The sequence below is a fragment of the Vibrio sp. qd031 genome (assembly GCF_002100145.1).
Classification (GTDB): Bacteria; Pseudomonadota; Gammaproteobacteria; order Enterobacterales; family Vibrionaceae; genus Vibrio.
The window spans coordinates 207,492-222,643 of record NZ_JXQD01000036.1; the positions used below are offsets into that span (position 1 = coordinate 207,492).

The window sequence follows — 15,152 nt, forward strand, 5'->3', positions numbered from 1 at the left end:
GAAAACAGATGTTTGAACCGATGATGGAAATGTCAGACGATGCAGTAATTAAAGTCGTTGGTGTAGGTGGCGGTGGCGGTAACGCCGTAGAACACATGGTGCGCGAGTCCATCGAAGGCGTGGAGTTCATTACCATAAACACCGATGCACAAGCTTTGCGCAAATCCAGCGTTAATGAAGTGATCCAGATTGGTAGTGATATCACCAAAGGTCTTGGTGCGGGTGCAAACCCTCAAGTAGGCCGTGATTCTGCTCTCGAAGATCGCGAAAAGATTAAAGATATGCTTGACGGTGCCGATATGGTGTTTGTAGCCGCAGGTATGGGTGGCGGCACTGGAACCGGTGCAGCCCCTGTGATTGCTGAAATTGCAAAAGAGCTCGATGTGTTGACGGTTGCCGTTGTCACCAAGCCTTTTGGATTTGAAGGCAAAAAACGCATGGCGTTTGCCGAGCAAGGCATTACAGAACTGTCAAAGCATGTGGACTCGTTAATTACGATCCCTAACGAGAAATTGCTTAAGGTGTATGGACGTAATGTCACTCTTTTAGAAGCGTTTGGCTATGCCAACGATGTATTGAAAGACGCTGTTCAAGGTATTGCTGAGCTGATCACGCGCCCTGGCATGATCAACGTCGACTTTGCGGATGTTCGCACTGTGATGTCGGAGATGGGTCAAGCAATGATGGGCAGTGGCGTGGCTAAAGGTGAAGAACGTGCAGAAGAAGCCGCAGAAGCCGCGATTTCTCACTCTCTACTGGAAGATATCGATTTGGCAGGAGCGCGTGGCGTTCTCGTTAACATTACTGCTGGTATGGACATGCGTCTGGACGAGTTTGAAGTGGTCGGTAACACAGTGAAAGCCTTTGCATCAGATAATGCTACAGTCGTGATTGGTACGTCACTAGACCCAGACATGACTGACGAGTTCCGAGTCACTGTTGTTGCAACGGGTATCGGTAACGAGAAGAAACCTGAAATCTCGCTGGTACACGGTGTGAAGCAAAAAGCAGTAGCTCCACAACCTGTTGAGCAAGAGGCTGTGAAGTCTGAGCCTGTTGTAAAACGCGCTCAACCTGTACAGCCTAAAGCGCCAGAAGTGGAAGCTAACGTTGCACCATCACAAGCGTCTGTGTCAAAAGCAGCGTCTACTGGTGGACAGAGCACAGCACCACAAACCGAGCGTGATGAGTCTGCGTACTTGGACATTCCAGCGTTTTTACGTCGTCAAGCAGACTAGACTGAAATTTCACAAACTTTGACATCAGTCAAAAAAGTGATAGGATGTGCGGCCAATTAGCAAGTTCGACGGATATTCATCGTCGGATGGAGGTAAATAGATGATTAAGCAACGTACAATTAAAGAGATTGTGAAAACAATCGGAGTAGGTCTTCACTCCGGTCGTAAAGTCACGCTTACTTTGCGTCCAGCTGCCGCGAATACTGGTATCATCTATCGCCGCACGGATCTTAACCCACCTGTGGATTTTCCTTCAGACGCAAACTCAGTTCGTGACACTATGCTGTGTACGGCGCTGGTCAATGATGAAGGCGTTCGTATTTCGACGGTTGAGCACTTAAACGCAGCGCTTGCTGGTATGGGTATTGACAATATCGTTATCGAAGTCGACGCTCCTGAAATTCCAATTATGGATGGTAGTGCGAGTCCTTTCGTTTATCTGTTGCAATCGGCAGGTGTTGAAACACTCAACGCACCAAAGCGTTTTATTCGTATCAAAAAGCCAGTACGCATCGAAGACGGCGATAAGTGGGCAGAGCTTGTCCCTTATGACGGTTTCCGTATGGATTTCGAGATTGAATTCGATCACCCAGCGATAGATGTGGACGAGCAGCACATGTTGTTCGACTTCTCTTCAGCGGGCTTCGTAAAAGAAATCTCTCGCGCACGTACCTTTGGGTTTATGCGCGATATCGAATACTTGCAGTCTCAAAACCTATGTCTAGGCGGCAGCTTTGACTGTGCAATCGTACTCGACGAATACCGAATTCTTAATGAAGAAGGTTTGCGTTTTGATAACGAGTTTGTTACCCACAAAGTGCTCGATGCTATTGGTGATTTGTACATGTGTGGCCACCCGATCGTCGGTGAGCTTCGTGCATTCAAATCGGGCCACGGTTTGAACAACCAACTTTTACGAGCAGTTCTTGCTGACCAAGAAGCTTGGGAGTGGGTGAGCTACGAAGAAGAAGTCGGCTCTCCAGTTGCCTTTGCAGAACCCAATATGGTTCTAGCGTAAGCCAAACAGCAAAAGAATGTGAAAACCGAGTTAGCAATAACTCGGTTTTTTTGTGCTTTGGAGTTGAGATATTGCTCGCAAATTCAGCATATGCACATCAAAACAAAATCTTCATCAAACAAACCGCAATCAAGTTGGTTTGGCAGCAGGTTTTTCCCTACACTGTTTGCCATAACTCAATTTCGATTAAAGCTTGAAATTACTAAAGTTAAACTCCATATATCAAGCAGAGCATTTTTAGGATACAGCCCAGTACAGGGATAGACCTCTAGGTCACTGGATAGAGAATAGATAATGATAACTAAGATACTGACCAAAGTCGTAGGCAGTCGCAACGATCGAACCATCAAGCGTTTAGGTAAAATCGTCAAACAGATCAACGCTTACGAACCCGAATTTGAACAACTCAGCGATGAGCATTTACAAGCCAAAACCGTTGAATTCCGCGAGCGCCTAGAAAAAGGCGAAACTCTGGATAAACTACTTCCAGAAGCATTTGCAACGGTCCGTGAAGCGTCTAAGCGTGTCTACGGGATGCGTCACTTTGACGTGCAGATGATAGGCGGTATGGTCCTCAATAGCGGCCAAATTGCAGAAATGCGCACCGGTGAAGGTAAAACCCTTACGGCAACGCTTTCAGCCTATCTCAATGCCCTCCCAGGTAAGGGTGTCCACATTGTCACGGTCAACGATTACCTTGCAAAGCGTGATGCCGAAACCAACCGAGAGTTGTTTGAGTTCTTAGGCATGACGGTAGGTGTTAACGTACCCAATATGCCACCACCTGAGAAAAAAGAAGCCTACAAAGCGGATATCCTGTACGGAACCAACAACGAGTTTGGCTTCGACTATTTGCGTGACAACATGGCGTTTCGAGCTGAAGATCGCGTTCAACGTGAGCGTTTCTTTGCGGTAGTCGATGAGGTGGATTCGATCTTAATTGATGAAGCACGTACGCCGCTTATTATCTCTGGTCCTGCAGAAGACAGTTCAGAGATGTACCAAAAGATCGATAAGTTGATCCCATCTCTTGAGCGTCAGGATGAAGAAGATACCGAGGATTACCGCGGTGATGGCCACTACACACTCGATGAGAAGAGTAAGCAAGTTCACATGACCGAAACGGGTCAAGAGTTTGTTGAAGAGCTATTGGTTAAAAATGGTCTGATGGATGAAGGCGATACGCTTTATTCTCCGGCCAATATTATGCTTCTGCATCACGTCAATGCCGCATTGCGTGCGCACGTGTTGTTTGAGCGCAATGTGGACTACATCATCTCTGATGAAGGCGAAGTGGTCATCGTTGATGAGCACACTGGCCGCACTATGCCAGGACGTCGTTGGTCTGAAGGTTTGCACCAAGCAGTAGAAGCTAAAGAAGGCGTTAAGATCCAGAACGAAAATCAAACTCTGGCATCAATTACCTTCCAGAACTACTTCCGTCTCTACGAGAAACTGTCAGGTATGACAGGTACCGCCGATACAGAAGCGTTCGAATTCCAATCGATCTATGGCCTAGAAACGGTTGTTATCCCAACCAACAAACCTATGGTTCGTGATGATATGCCAGACATGGTATATCGCACAGAAGTTGAAAAATTCAACGCCATTATTGAAGACATTAAAGGCCGTGTTGAAAAAGGCCAGCCTAGTCTAGTGGGTACAGTGTCAATCGAAAAATCTGAACTGCTGTCTAACGCGCTGAAAAAAGCGAAGATTAAGCACAATGTTCTTAACGCTAAGTTCCATGAAATGGAAGCCGAAATCGTTGCACAAGCGGGTACACCAGGGGCCGTGACTATTGCAACTAACATGGCCGGTCGTGGTACCGATATCGTGCTAGGTGGCAGTTGGCAGGCGCAGATTGCTAAGTTGGATAATCCAACTCAAGAACAAATTGATCAAATTAAAGCGGACTGGCAAGTTGTTCACGATAAAGTGCTCGAGTCAGGTGGCCTACATATTATTGGTACAGAGCGACATGAATCTCGTCGTATCGATAATCAGCTGCGTGGTCGTTCTGGTCGTCAGGGTGATGCTGGTTCATCTCGTTTCTATCTTTCAATGGAAGATTCATTGCTGCGCATCTTTACCTCTGATCGTATGGCAGGTCTTATCCAAAGTGGTATGGACGAAGGTGAAGCGATCGAAAGTAAGATGTTGTCTCGCTCTATCGAAAAAGCCCAACGTAAAGTGGAAGGCCGCAACTTCGATATTCGTAAGCAGCTTCTTGAATACGATGACGTTGCCAACGATCAACGTAAAGTGGTTTACGAGTTGCGTGACGAGCTGATGCAAGTTGATGACATTAGCGACATGATTGAAAGCAACCGTGTTGAAGTGCTTAACAGCACTATTGATCAGTACATTGCTCCTCAATCACTTGAAGATATGTGGGATATCGAAGGATTGACCGCTCGCCTTAAAGCTGACTTTGATTTGGATTTTGCGATACAGTCTTGGCTTGACGAAGACGACAAGCTGTATGAAGAAGCGCTGCGTGAGCGAATCCTCGAAGAAGCGGTGGCAATCTACAAGCAAAAAGAAGAAGCAGTGGGTGAACAAATCCTTCGCAACTTCGAAAAATCTGTCATGTTGCAAACGCTTGATACCTTGTGGAAAGAGCACCTTGCAGCGATGGATCATTTGCGTCAAGGTATCCACCTACGCGGTTACGCACAAAAGAACCCCAAACAAGAGTACAAACGTGAGTCGTTCGAACTGTTCGAAACCTTGCTAGATACCCTGAAGTTCGACGTGATCTCTGTGCTTAGTAAAGTTCGTGTACAAGCGCAAGATGAAGTTGAAAAGATGGAAGCTCAGCGCCGCGCGCAAGCAGAAGCCGCGGCTCGTTTAGCTCAAACTCAACATCAGCAAGCAGAAAATCAACTCGCTGATGATGAACAACAGCCGCAACAAGATGCTGCAGCGCAACCGATGGTCCGCGATGGTCGTAAAGTAGGCCGTAACGAACCTTGCCCTTGTGGCAGTGGTAAAAAGTACAAGCAGTGCCACGGTAAAGTTGAGTAACACTCTCTACGCGTTACCATAAGGCTGGTCACTTTTAAGTGACCAGCCTTTTTATTAGCTAGGCAATAACAGACCAGCCCCACCGTTTAATCAAAGGAATGACTATGAAGCGAATCCATATTGTCGCCGCCATCATCTTTAACCCTCAAAAAACTGAAGTATTTATTACCCAGCGCCCACAGGATAAACATAAAGGGGGGTATTGGGAGTTTCCTGGCGGAAAAGTTGAGGAGTCTGAAAGTGTCGAACAAGCTATTGCCCGTGAATTGGATGAAGAGATTGGCATTGAAGTGACCGAACAAAATTTGTTTGAGCATTTGCACCACGACTATCCCGATAAAGCACTTACGTTCGACTTTATTACGGTGACTCAATTTCGAGGAACCCCTTATGGAAGGGAAGGGCAACCTGCGCGTTGGGTAGCTATCGAGCAGTTAGCACAGTACGAATTTCCTGAGGCCAATGTGCCTATTTTGCATAAAGTTATCCAGCAATACGGTAAATAGAACTAGGGTGAAAACATGGATGGTTTTTTAGTTCAGGGCTTGGACACTTACCGAGTCGAACAACGAAATGAATTGATATGCCGACAGAGTCGTTATAGCTGATTGACCTAAGCGCATCTTTATTGATAGTTTAAACACACAACATATTTAGGGAGTAGACATAATGATCAGAATCGCGATTGCCGGTGCAGCAGGACGTATGGGACGTAACTTAGCAAAGGCGACGTTTATGCACCCGCAAGCAGAGATCTCGGTGGGCACAGAGCGACCAGGCTCAAGCTTGGTTGGGGCCGACATTGGTGAGCTAATTGGTGAAAGTAAATTCGATATTGCTCTCATCGACGATCTCGGCTCAGCGATCAATGATTTTGATGTCATTATTGATTTTACTGCCCCAGCTAGCACGCTAGCAAACCTTGAACTGTGTAAGCAGCATGACAAGCGTATCATCATCGGTACGACGGGCTTTAGCGAGCAGGAGCGTGCACAAATTGATGAGTACGCCAAATCGATTCCAGTGGTTATGGCCCCAAATTATAGCGTGGGTGTAAACCTAGTGTTTAAGCTGTTGGAGAAAGCGGCTAAGGTCATGGGCGATTACACCGATATCGAGATTGTGGAAGCGCATCATCGTCACAAAGTGGATGCTCCATCGGGAACGGCAATCGGTATGGGGGAAGCTATTGCAGGAGCTATGGGTAACAAGCTGTCAGATGTGGCGGTTTACGCGCGCCAAGGTATTACCGGTGAGCGCACTAAAGATGAAATTGGTTTTGCGACCATTCGCGCAGGTGACATTGTCGGTGAGCACACCGCCATGTTTGCCGATATTGGTGAGCGGGTAGAAATCACCCATAAGGCTACTGATCGCATGACATTTGCTAATGGTGCAGTTAAAGCGGCGGTATGGTTATCAAATAAGCCTGCTGGCTTTTACACGATGACAGAAGTATTGTCGTTAGACGAACTATAAATAAAATATAACTATTCATACATGAAGCCAGGCATTGCCTGGCTTTTTTTGTGAGCATTGCAAAATTAAAGTGTCGATAATTAATGAAAAAGAGATACTTAATGTGATCTTTTGGTGGGTTAATCTTTAAGTTGTCGTTTTGGGCTGCAAAAGTGGCTATTAAATTTCAGGATAACCGTTTGCTTTTTTGGTTTGCTAAAAAATGGTGCGATTATTCGTCACTAATAGCAGTTAAATTATAAGTAATGCATTACATGAATGAAAATCGCCCACTAAAAGTATTGTTTTGGTGGCTTGGCATAGCTTTCTAGATGACATTGCTAAAAGATTAAATAAAATGGGGTGCGATTGTTGACAGAGAGCTAGGTCACATTTAGAATGCGCCCAATTTGTCGAATTTCCCTAAATGGCATTTTTTAGGCATACTGGGACGGCATTTTTGCGAATTTATTTATTAATTTAGCATTTTTATTCTTTTGGAGGTTGTCTTGAATAAGCCAGCACTACTAGTCCTAGAAGATGGGACTGTGTTTAAGGGCGTATCAATTGGAGCAGACGGGTCTGCAGTTGGTGAAGTCGTTTTCAATACATCGATGACGGGTTACCAAGAAATATTGACCGACCCATCCTATTCTCAACAGATCGTTACTCTTACTTACCCTCACATAGGCAATACCGGAACCAATTCCGAAGACGAAGAATCTACTTCAATCCATGCACAAGGCCTTGTGATCCGCGACCTCCCTCTTATCGCATCTAATTTCCGAAACGAACAAACCCTCTCTGATTACCTTAAATCACAAAACATTGTTGGCATAGCCGACATTGATACGCGTAAATTGACGCGCATCTTGCGTGAAAAGGGTGCTCAGAATGGCTGTATCGTTGCGGGTAATAATATTGATGAAGCCGCTGCATTGGCCGATGCCAAAGCGTTCCCAGGCCTAAAAGGCATGGACTTGGCAAAAGAAGTGACCACTAAAGAAGCCTACCCTTGGAAACAAGGCTCTTGGACTCTGACTGGTGGATTGCCAGAAGCGAAAGCAGACTCTGAACTGCCATTCCACGTAGTCGCGTACGATTTTGGTGCTAAACGCAACATTCTACGTATGTTGGTTGACCGCGGCTGTCGTTTAACAGTGGTACCGGCGCAAACCTCAGCAGAAGACGTTTTGGCCCTCAACCCTGACGGTGTGTTCTTATCAAATGGTCCTGGTGACCCGGAGCCTTGTACTTACGCCATTGAAGCGACCAAGGTTTTCCTAGACAGAGGATTACCTATTTTTGGTATCTGTTTAGGCCACCAAATTCTGGCGTTGGCCTCTGGTGCACAAACAGTGAAAATGAAGTTTGGTCATCACGGTGCTAACCACCCTGTTAAAGACCTCGACCGTAACGTCGTTATGATCACTTCTCAAAACCACGGTTTTGCGGCTGACGAAGCCACGCTACCTGAGACGCTTCGTGCAACGCACGTATCGCTGTTTGACGGTTCACTGCAAGGCATTCATCGTACTGATAAGCCAGCGTTTAGCTTCCAGGGACACCCTGAAGCAAGCCCAGGTCCTCACGATGCAGCGCCGCTGTTTGACCACTTCATTGAATTAATTAAACAACATAAAGCGTAAGTTGGAGTAGAAGAAAATGCCAAAACGTACTGATATTCAAAGTATTCTTATTTTGGGTGCGGGACCGATTGTAATTGGTCAGGCGTGTGAGTTCGACTACTCAGGCGCACAAGCATGTAAAGCCCTTCGTGAAGAAGGCTACCGAGTTATCCTGGTTAACTCGAACCCAGCCACTATTATGACTGACCCAGAAATGGCCGATGCGACTTACATCGAGCCTATTCACTGGGAAGTGGTACGCAACATTATTGAAAAAGAGCGCCCAGATGCGGTTCTTCCAACCATGGGTGGCCAAACCGCACTAAACTGTGCGCTAGACTTAGAGCGTGAAGGCGTACTTGCCGAGTTTGGTGTAGAGATGATCGGCGCAACGGCCGATGCTATCGATAAAGCGGAAGACCGCTCACGCTTTGATAAAGCGATGAAGTCTATCGGCCTTGAGTGTCCTCGCGCTGATACAGCAAAAACCATGGAAGAAGCTTATGGCGTTCTGGATATGGTGGGTTTCCCTTGTATCATCCGTCCATCGTTCACCATGGGTGGTACCGGTGGTGGTATCGCGTACAACAAAGAAGAATTTGAAGAGATTTGTCGTCGTGGTTTGGATCTTTCTCCAACCAACGAGCTACTTATCGACGAATCACTGATTGGTTGGAAAGAGTACGAGATGGAAGTGGTTCGTGACAAAGCGGATAACTGCATCATCGTCTGTGCCATCGAAAACTTTGACCCAATGGGTATCCACACCGGTGACTCAATCACGGTAGCGCCTGCTCAGACGCTCACCGATAAAGAGTACCAGTTGATGCGTAATGCTTCTCTTGCGGTACTGCGTGAAATCGGTGTTGAAACTGGCGGATCTAACGTTCAGTTTGGTATCAATCCAGCAGATGGCCGTATGGTTATCATCGAGATGAACCCACGCGTATCTCGTTCATCGGCACTGGCGTCTAAAGCAACGGGCTTCCCAATTGCTAAGATTGCAGCCAAGCTGGCTGTAGGCTTTACCCTAGATGAGCTACAAAACGACATCACTGGCGGAGCAACGCCTGCCTCGTTTGAGCCAACTATCGATTACGTTGTGACTAAGATCCCTCGTTTTAACTTCGAGAAATTTGCCGGTGCCAACGACCGTCTAACCACGCAGATGAAGTCTGTAGGTGAAGTGATGGCGATTGGTCGTAACCAGCAAGAGTCGCTTCAAAAAGCCCTACGTGGTCTAGAAGTCGGTGTAAATGGTTTTGACCCTATGGTTGACCTAGACGCACCTGACTCACTGACTAAAATTCGTCACGAATTGAAAGAAGCCGGTGCTGAGCGTATCTGGTACATCGCTGATGCATTCCGTGCGGGCATGTCAGTAGACGGTGTATTTAACCTAACGTCTATCGACCGTTGGTTCTTGGTTCAAATTGAAGAGCTGATCAAACTTGAAGAGCAAGTAAAAGCCGGTGGTTTTGCAGGTCTAAACGAAGACACCTTACGCGTATTGAAGCGCAAAGGCTTCGCTGATGCGCGTCTGTCAGACTTACTTGGTGTTTCCGAAAGTGAAATCCGTCGCCTACGTGACCAATACGATATTCACCCAGTGTATAAGCGTGTTGATACATGTGCAGCTGAGTTTTCGTCAGACACTGCTTACATGTACTCGTCATACGACGATGAGTGTGAAGCGCAACCGACCGACAACGACAAGATCATGGTATTGGGCGGTGGTCCAAACCGTATCGGTCAAGGCATCGAGTTTGACTACTGTTGTGTACATGCTTCATTGGCGCTTCGTGAAGATGGTTATGAGACCATCATGGTTAACTGTAACCCAGAAACCGTATCAACAGACTACGATACTTCTGACCGTCTCTACTTTGAGCCGGTAACACTTGAAGATGTATTAGCGATTGTTCGCGTTGAAAAGCCGAAGGGCGTTATCGTTCAATACGGCGGCCAAACACCACTGAAACTTGCGCGCGCTCTAGAAGCGGCAGGTGTACCTATTATTGGTACCAGCCCTGATGCGATTGACCGTGCAGAAGACCGTGAGCGTTTCCAAGTCGCGGTTGATCGTCTTGGTTTGCTGCAACCTCAAAACGCAACAGTTACCACCATGGACCAAGCTATCGAGAAGTCGAAAGAGATCGGTTTCCCATTGGTGGTTCGCCCTTCTTACGTATTGGGTGGACGCGCGATGGAAATCGTGTACGACGAGCAAGACTTGCGTCGTTACTTTAACGAAGCCGTCAGCGTATCGAACGAATCTCCAGTACTGCTTGACCGTTTCCTAGACGATGCGACTGAAGTCGACATCGACGCTATCTGTGACGGTGAGCGCGTTGTGATTGGTGGCATCATGGAGCACATCGAACAAGCGGGTGTTCACTCTGGTGACTCAGCCTGTTCACTTCCAGCTTATACGCTAAGCCAAGAGATCCAAGATGTTATGCGCGAGCAAGTTGAAAAGCTGGCGTTTGAGCTGGGTGTTCGCGGTTTGATGAATACGCAGTTTGCGGTTAAAGGCAACGATGTTTATCTGATTGAAGTCAACCCACGTGCTGCCCGTACGGTACCGTTCGTATCGAAAGCAACCGGTGCACCGCTTGCGAAAATCGCAGCACGCGTAATGGCTGGACAGTCTCTTGAGTCGCAAGGCTTTACTAAAGAGATCATCCCACCGTACTACTCTGTAAAAGAAGTGGTATTGCCGTTTAACAAGTTCCCAGGTGTTGACCCACTGTTAGGCCCAGAAATGCGCTCTACCGGCGAGGTAATGGGTGTGGGCGCAACGTTTGCTGAAGCCTACTCTAAAGCTGAACTTGGCTGTGGCCATGTCTACCCTGAAGCCGGACGTGCTTTACTGTCTGTACGTAAGGGTGACAAAGAGCGTGTTGTAGACCTAGCCTCTAAGCTTATCAAGTTGGGCTACCAACTCGATGCTACCCACGGTACAGCGGTTATTCTTGGCGAAGCGGGCATCAACCCTCGCTTGGTGAACAAAGTCCATGAAGGTCGCCCTCACATTCTTGACCGTATCAAGAATAATGAGTACACCTACATTGTGAACACCACCGCAGGTCGTCAATCGATTGAAGATTCTAAAGTTCTTCGTCGTGGCGCTCTGGCTGAGAAGGTAAACTACACCACCACGCTAAATGCAGCCTTTGCCACTTGCTTGGCGCACGAAGCGGATGCGAAAACATCAGTGACGTCAGTTCAAGAGCTGCACGAAAAAGTAAAGCAAAGCCTTAGCTAAGTTAATTAAATAATAACAACTAGGGAGCGTATAGCGCTCCTATAGACAACCTCTTTGCCCGCTCTTCATGAGCGGGCTTTTTTATGCACTGATACCAACCAAAGCAGTTATCTGAACATTCTTGCTCGTTATCAGCGATTTGTTCGGCGCAATTTTCTGACCAGTTAGTTACTCCGATTGGTATGAGTTTTGGTTTCCCCTGAACTTGTTCCCTACATCTAAGCGACTTCATACTCACCCTTGATGTTGCCCCTTTTATTACGGCCAGTTTTTAGCCATATGAAAGGTCAATACCCTTATAGACAGTAAGCTTTATTAGGGGAGGCAATTGCGTACTTTTCTCTAGCGGCTAGTGCGATCATAGTCGTTTCTTATGCTCATAAGTGCATTTTAATTTGTATGATTATTGAATTTTTTGGGTGAAATAATCACCGAAAACACTACCCCTTTAGAGGTGTTTAAGGGGTAAAAATGATGTAGATCAGGTTAAAAAATAGGCCTATGAATAAGATTCGCCGTAGATTCTATTAACAATTTTGAGAGCGCTATGAGCAAGTTAAATCTCGTCATTATAGGCAATGGTATGGTTGGCCATCGCTATATTGAAGATCTCGTCGATAAAGGTGATTTGGCCAGCATGAACATTACAGTGTTCTGTGAAGAGCCACGTGTTGCTTACGACCGCGTGCACCTATCTTCATACTTCTCTCACCATACGGCCGATGAGTTGTCGTTAGTGAAAGAAGGCTTCTACGAGAAGCACGGCATCAACATGTTGATTGGTGAACGAGCAATCAATGTTAATCGTGACAAGCAGACGGTTTACTCAAGCTCAGGGCGTGAAATTCAATATGACAAACTGATCATGGCGACGGGCTCATTCCCGTTTGTACCGCCAATTAAAGGGCGTGAAAGCCAAGATTGTTTTGTGTACCGCACTATCGAAGATCTGAAAGCGATTGAAGCGTGCTCTAGAAAGAGCAAAGTCGGTGTGGTTGTTGGTGGTGGGCTACTTGGCCTTGAAGCCGCTGGTGCACTGAAAGCACTGGGTGTAGAAACACACGTGGTTGAGTTTGCGCCAAAACTGATGGCAGAGCAGCTTGACCAAGCGGGTGGTGAGCAACTGCGTAGTAAAATTGAAAGCATGGGCGTTCAGGTACACACCAGCAAAAATACGCTGGAGATCGCTCCAGAAGGTAAGAACGCTCGCAACGTGATGCGCTTTGCTGATGGCACAGAGCTTGAGACCGACTTCATCGTTTTCTCAGCCGGTATTCGTCCTCAAGATAAACTCGCTCGTCAAATGGAGCTAGAGATTGCTCCGCGCGGTGGTATTGCAGTGAATGATCACTGCCAAACGTCTGATCAAAACATCTACGCCATTGGTGAATGTGCGTCATGGAATGAGAACTTCTATGGTCTTGTAGCACCAGGCTACAAAATGGCGACCGTTGCTGTGGACCATGTCGTCGGCAACGAAAGCAAGTTTGAAGGTGCTGACATGTCAGCCAAACTTAAACTGCTGGGCGTCAAAGTGGGCTCAATTGGTGATGCTAATGGCCGCACACCAGGCTCTATCAGCTACGTATACCAAAACCAAGAGCAAGAGGTGTACAAACGCCTTATCGTCTCTGCAGACAACAAGAAACTGTTGGGTGCGGTTATGGTTGGGGATACCTCTGACTACGGCGACTTGCTGCAACTGATGCTCAACGAAATCGAACTGCCAGAGCACCCAGACACGCTTATCTTGCCAGCGCACGCGGGGGCAGAGAAGCCAACGCTTGGAGCGGATTCACTGCCAGAGACAGCGGTAATCTGTTCATGCTTTGACGTAACCAAAGGCAAGATCGCTCAAGCGGTTGCCGATGGCCATCATACTATCGCAGACATCAAAGCAGAAACGGGCGCAGGAACGGGCTGTGGCGGCTGTATTCCACTAGTGACCTCAGTGCTTAATGCAGAGCTTGCTAAAGCCGGTGTGGAAGTGAAGAACGATGTCTGTGCGCATTTCCCATACTCTCGTCAAGAGCTGTTCCACCTGATCCGCATTGAAGAGATCAAATCGTTCGATGAGCTGTTGGAAAAATACGGTAAAGGCTACGGCTGTGAAGTGTGTAAACCGTTAGTGGGGTCAATTCTGGCGTCATGCTGGGGTGATCACATCCTAAAACCTGAACTGGTAAAACTGCACGACACCAACGATAACTTCCTTGGCAATATTCAAAAGGACGGCACTTACTCAGTGATCCCTCGTATGGCGGGTGGTGAAGTGACACCTCAAGCACTAAAAGTGCTGGCTGAAGTCGCTGCTGAATACAATCTGTATACCAAAGTGACTGGCGCACAGCGTATTGGCCTATTTGGTGCGCAAAAAGATGATCTACCAGCGATTTGGAAAAAGCTGATCGAGGCGGGTTACGAGACCGGTCAAGCCTATGCTAAAGCACTTCGCATGGCGAAAACCTGTGTCGGCTCTACTTGGTGTCGTTACGGGGTTCAAGACTCTGTCGGCCTTGGTGTGATGATCGAAAATCGCTACAAAGGCATACGCACCCCGCACAAGATGAAGTTTGGTGTTTCTGGGTGCACTCGTGAGTGTGCTGAAGCCCAAGGTAAAGATCTGGGTATCATCGCGACAGACGCCGGCTGGAATATGTATGTGTGTGGTAATGGTGGTATGAAGCCTCGTCACGCCGACCTACTCGCCAGCGATCTTGATGAGCAAACACTGCTTAAGTACATCGATCGTTTCATGATGTTCTATATCCGCACTGCGGCACCGCTGCAACGCACCTCTGTGTGGATGGAAAACCTCGAAGGTGGCGTTGATTACCTTCGCCAGGTGATTGTTGAAGACAAGCTTGGCATCAATGATCAACTTGAACAAGACGTCGCGAAGTTGGTGGAAGAGTTCCGCTGTGAGTGGACCGATACGGTGAACAGCGCTGAACAACAGAAGCGTTTCGCGCACTTTATCAACTCAGATAAGCGTGACGATAATGTGGTGTTTGTGTCAGAGCGTGCTCAGCATCGCCCAGCAACATTTACCGAAAAATATCCAGAATTGAAGGGCGATATCCTTCATGTAACCGCAGAGTAATTGGGAGCAATCATCATGGCATTTACAACCATCTGTAACATTGACGACATTATCCCAGGCACTGGCGTTTGCGCGTTGTTGGGTGACGAGCAGGTTGCGATATTTAGACCTACTGCTAATGAGGAAGTGTTTGCAATTAGCAATATGGACCCATTCTACCAATCTAACGTGCTATCACGCGGCTTGATTGTAGAGCACAGCGATGAGCTATGGGTGGCAAGTCCGCTGAAAAAGCAGCGCTTCAATCTAAAAACTGGCGTATGTATGGAAAATGAGCAATTTAACATCAAAGCCTACCAAGCTCGCGTGACCAAAGGGCAAGTCGAACTCGCCTAAGAGTAAATAGCAATAAGCTCACTACCGGCTTCTCACTCTGTCATCGTTTTTAGGATTGATGATGAGGTGAGAA

Annotated in this window: 9 protein-coding genes; all 9 read left to right on the forward strand. The window is 47.2% G+C overall.

The window, feature by feature from the left end; genetic code table 11:
• The first annotated feature begins 8 nt into the window (after positions 1 to 8).
• A complete protein-coding gene (gene ftsZ / locus ST37_RS19290; protein ID WP_084889170.1) occupies positions 9 to 1,238 on the forward strand; it encodes a cell division protein FtsZ in 1,230 nt (409 codons plus the stop codon).
• 100 nt (positions 1,239 to 1,338) lie between these two features.
• Positions 1,339 to 2,256, forward strand: coding sequence for a UDP-3-O-acyl-N-acetylglucosamine deacetylase (lpxC, locus tag ST37_RS19295; RefSeq protein WP_084889171.1), 918 nt, complete (start codon positions 1,339 to 1,341; stop codon positions 2,254 to 2,256).
• 294 nt (positions 2,257 to 2,550) lie between these two features.
• Positions 2,551 to 5,286 (forward strand): preprotein translocase subunit SecA, encoded by a 2,736-nt coding sequence (secA, locus tag ST37_RS19300; protein WP_084889172.1) that lies wholly within the window; start codon positions 2,551 to 2,553, stop codon positions 5,284 to 5,286.
• A gap of 104 nt (positions 5,287 to 5,390) precedes the next feature.
• On the forward strand, positions 5,391 to 5,792 hold the full coding sequence (mutT, locus tag ST37_RS19305; RefSeq protein ID WP_084889173.1) for an 8-oxo-dGTP diphosphatase MutT: 402 nt from the start codon (positions 5,391 to 5,393) through the stop codon (positions 5,790 to 5,792).
• A 163-nt stretch (positions 5,793 to 5,955) separates the two neighbouring features.
• Positions 5,956 to 6,765, forward strand: coding sequence for a 4-hydroxy-tetrahydrodipicolinate reductase (gene dapB, locus ST37_RS19310; RefSeq protein WP_084889174.1), 810 nt, complete (start codon positions 5,956 to 5,958; stop codon positions 6,763 to 6,765).
• Between the two features lie 488 nt (positions 6,766 to 7,253).
• Complete coding sequence (carA, locus tag ST37_RS19315) at positions 7,254 to 8,393, forward strand: glutamine-hydrolyzing carbamoyl-phosphate synthase small subunit (protein WP_084889175.1); 1,140 nt, start codon at positions 7,254 to 7,256, stop codon at positions 8,391 to 8,393.
• A 16-nt stretch (positions 8,394 to 8,409) separates the two neighbouring features.
• A complete protein-coding gene (gene carB, locus ST37_RS19320; RefSeq protein ID WP_084889176.1) occupies positions 8,410 to 11,640 on the forward strand; it encodes a carbamoyl-phosphate synthase large subunit in 3,231 nt (1,076 codons plus the stop codon).
• A 547-nt stretch (positions 11,641 to 12,187) separates the two neighbouring features.
• A complete protein-coding gene (gene nirB / locus ST37_RS19330) occupies positions 12,188 to 14,743 on the forward strand; it encodes a nitrite reductase large subunit NirB (RefSeq protein WP_084889178.1) in 2,556 nt (851 codons plus the stop codon).
• Between the two features lie 15 nt (positions 14,744 to 14,758).
• Positions 14,759 to 15,079, forward strand: coding sequence for a nitrite reductase small subunit NirD (nirD, locus tag ST37_RS19335; RefSeq protein WP_084889179.1), 321 nt, complete (start codon positions 14,759 to 14,761; stop codon positions 15,077 to 15,079).
• Positions 15,080 to 15,152: the final 73 nt, after the last annotated feature.

What these genes read in the sequence shown, in the direction of transcription:
- ftsZ (WP_084889170.1), top strand. Translation starts at nt 9, where the DNA reads ATGTTTGAACCGATGATGGAAATGTCAGACGATGCAGTAATTAAAGTC.
- lpxC (WP_084889171.1), top strand. Translation starts at nt 1,339, where the DNA reads ATGATTAAGCAACGTACAATTAAAGAGATTGTGAAAACAATCGGAGTA.
- secA (WP_084889172.1), top strand. Translation starts at nt 2,551, where the DNA reads ATGATAACTAAGATACTGACCAAAGTCGTAGGCAGTCGCAACGATCGA.
- mutT (WP_084889173.1), top strand. Translation starts at nt 5,391, where the DNA reads ATGAAGCGAATCCATATTGTCGCCGCCATCATCTTTAACCCTCAAAAA.
- dapB (WP_084889174.1), top strand. Translation starts at nt 5,956, where the DNA reads ATGATCAGAATCGCGATTGCCGGTGCAGCAGGACGTATGGGACGTAAC.
- carB (WP_084889176.1), top strand. Translation starts at nt 8,410, where the DNA reads ATGCCAAAACGTACTGATATTCAAAGTATTCTTATTTTGGGTGCGGGA.
- nirB (WP_084889178.1), top strand. Translation starts at nt 12,188, where the DNA reads ATGAGCAAGTTAAATCTCGTCATTATAGGCAATGGTATGGTTGGCCAT.
- nirD (WP_084889179.1), top strand. Translation starts at nt 14,759, where the DNA reads ATGGCATTTACAACCATCTGTAACATTGACGACATTATCCCAGGCACT.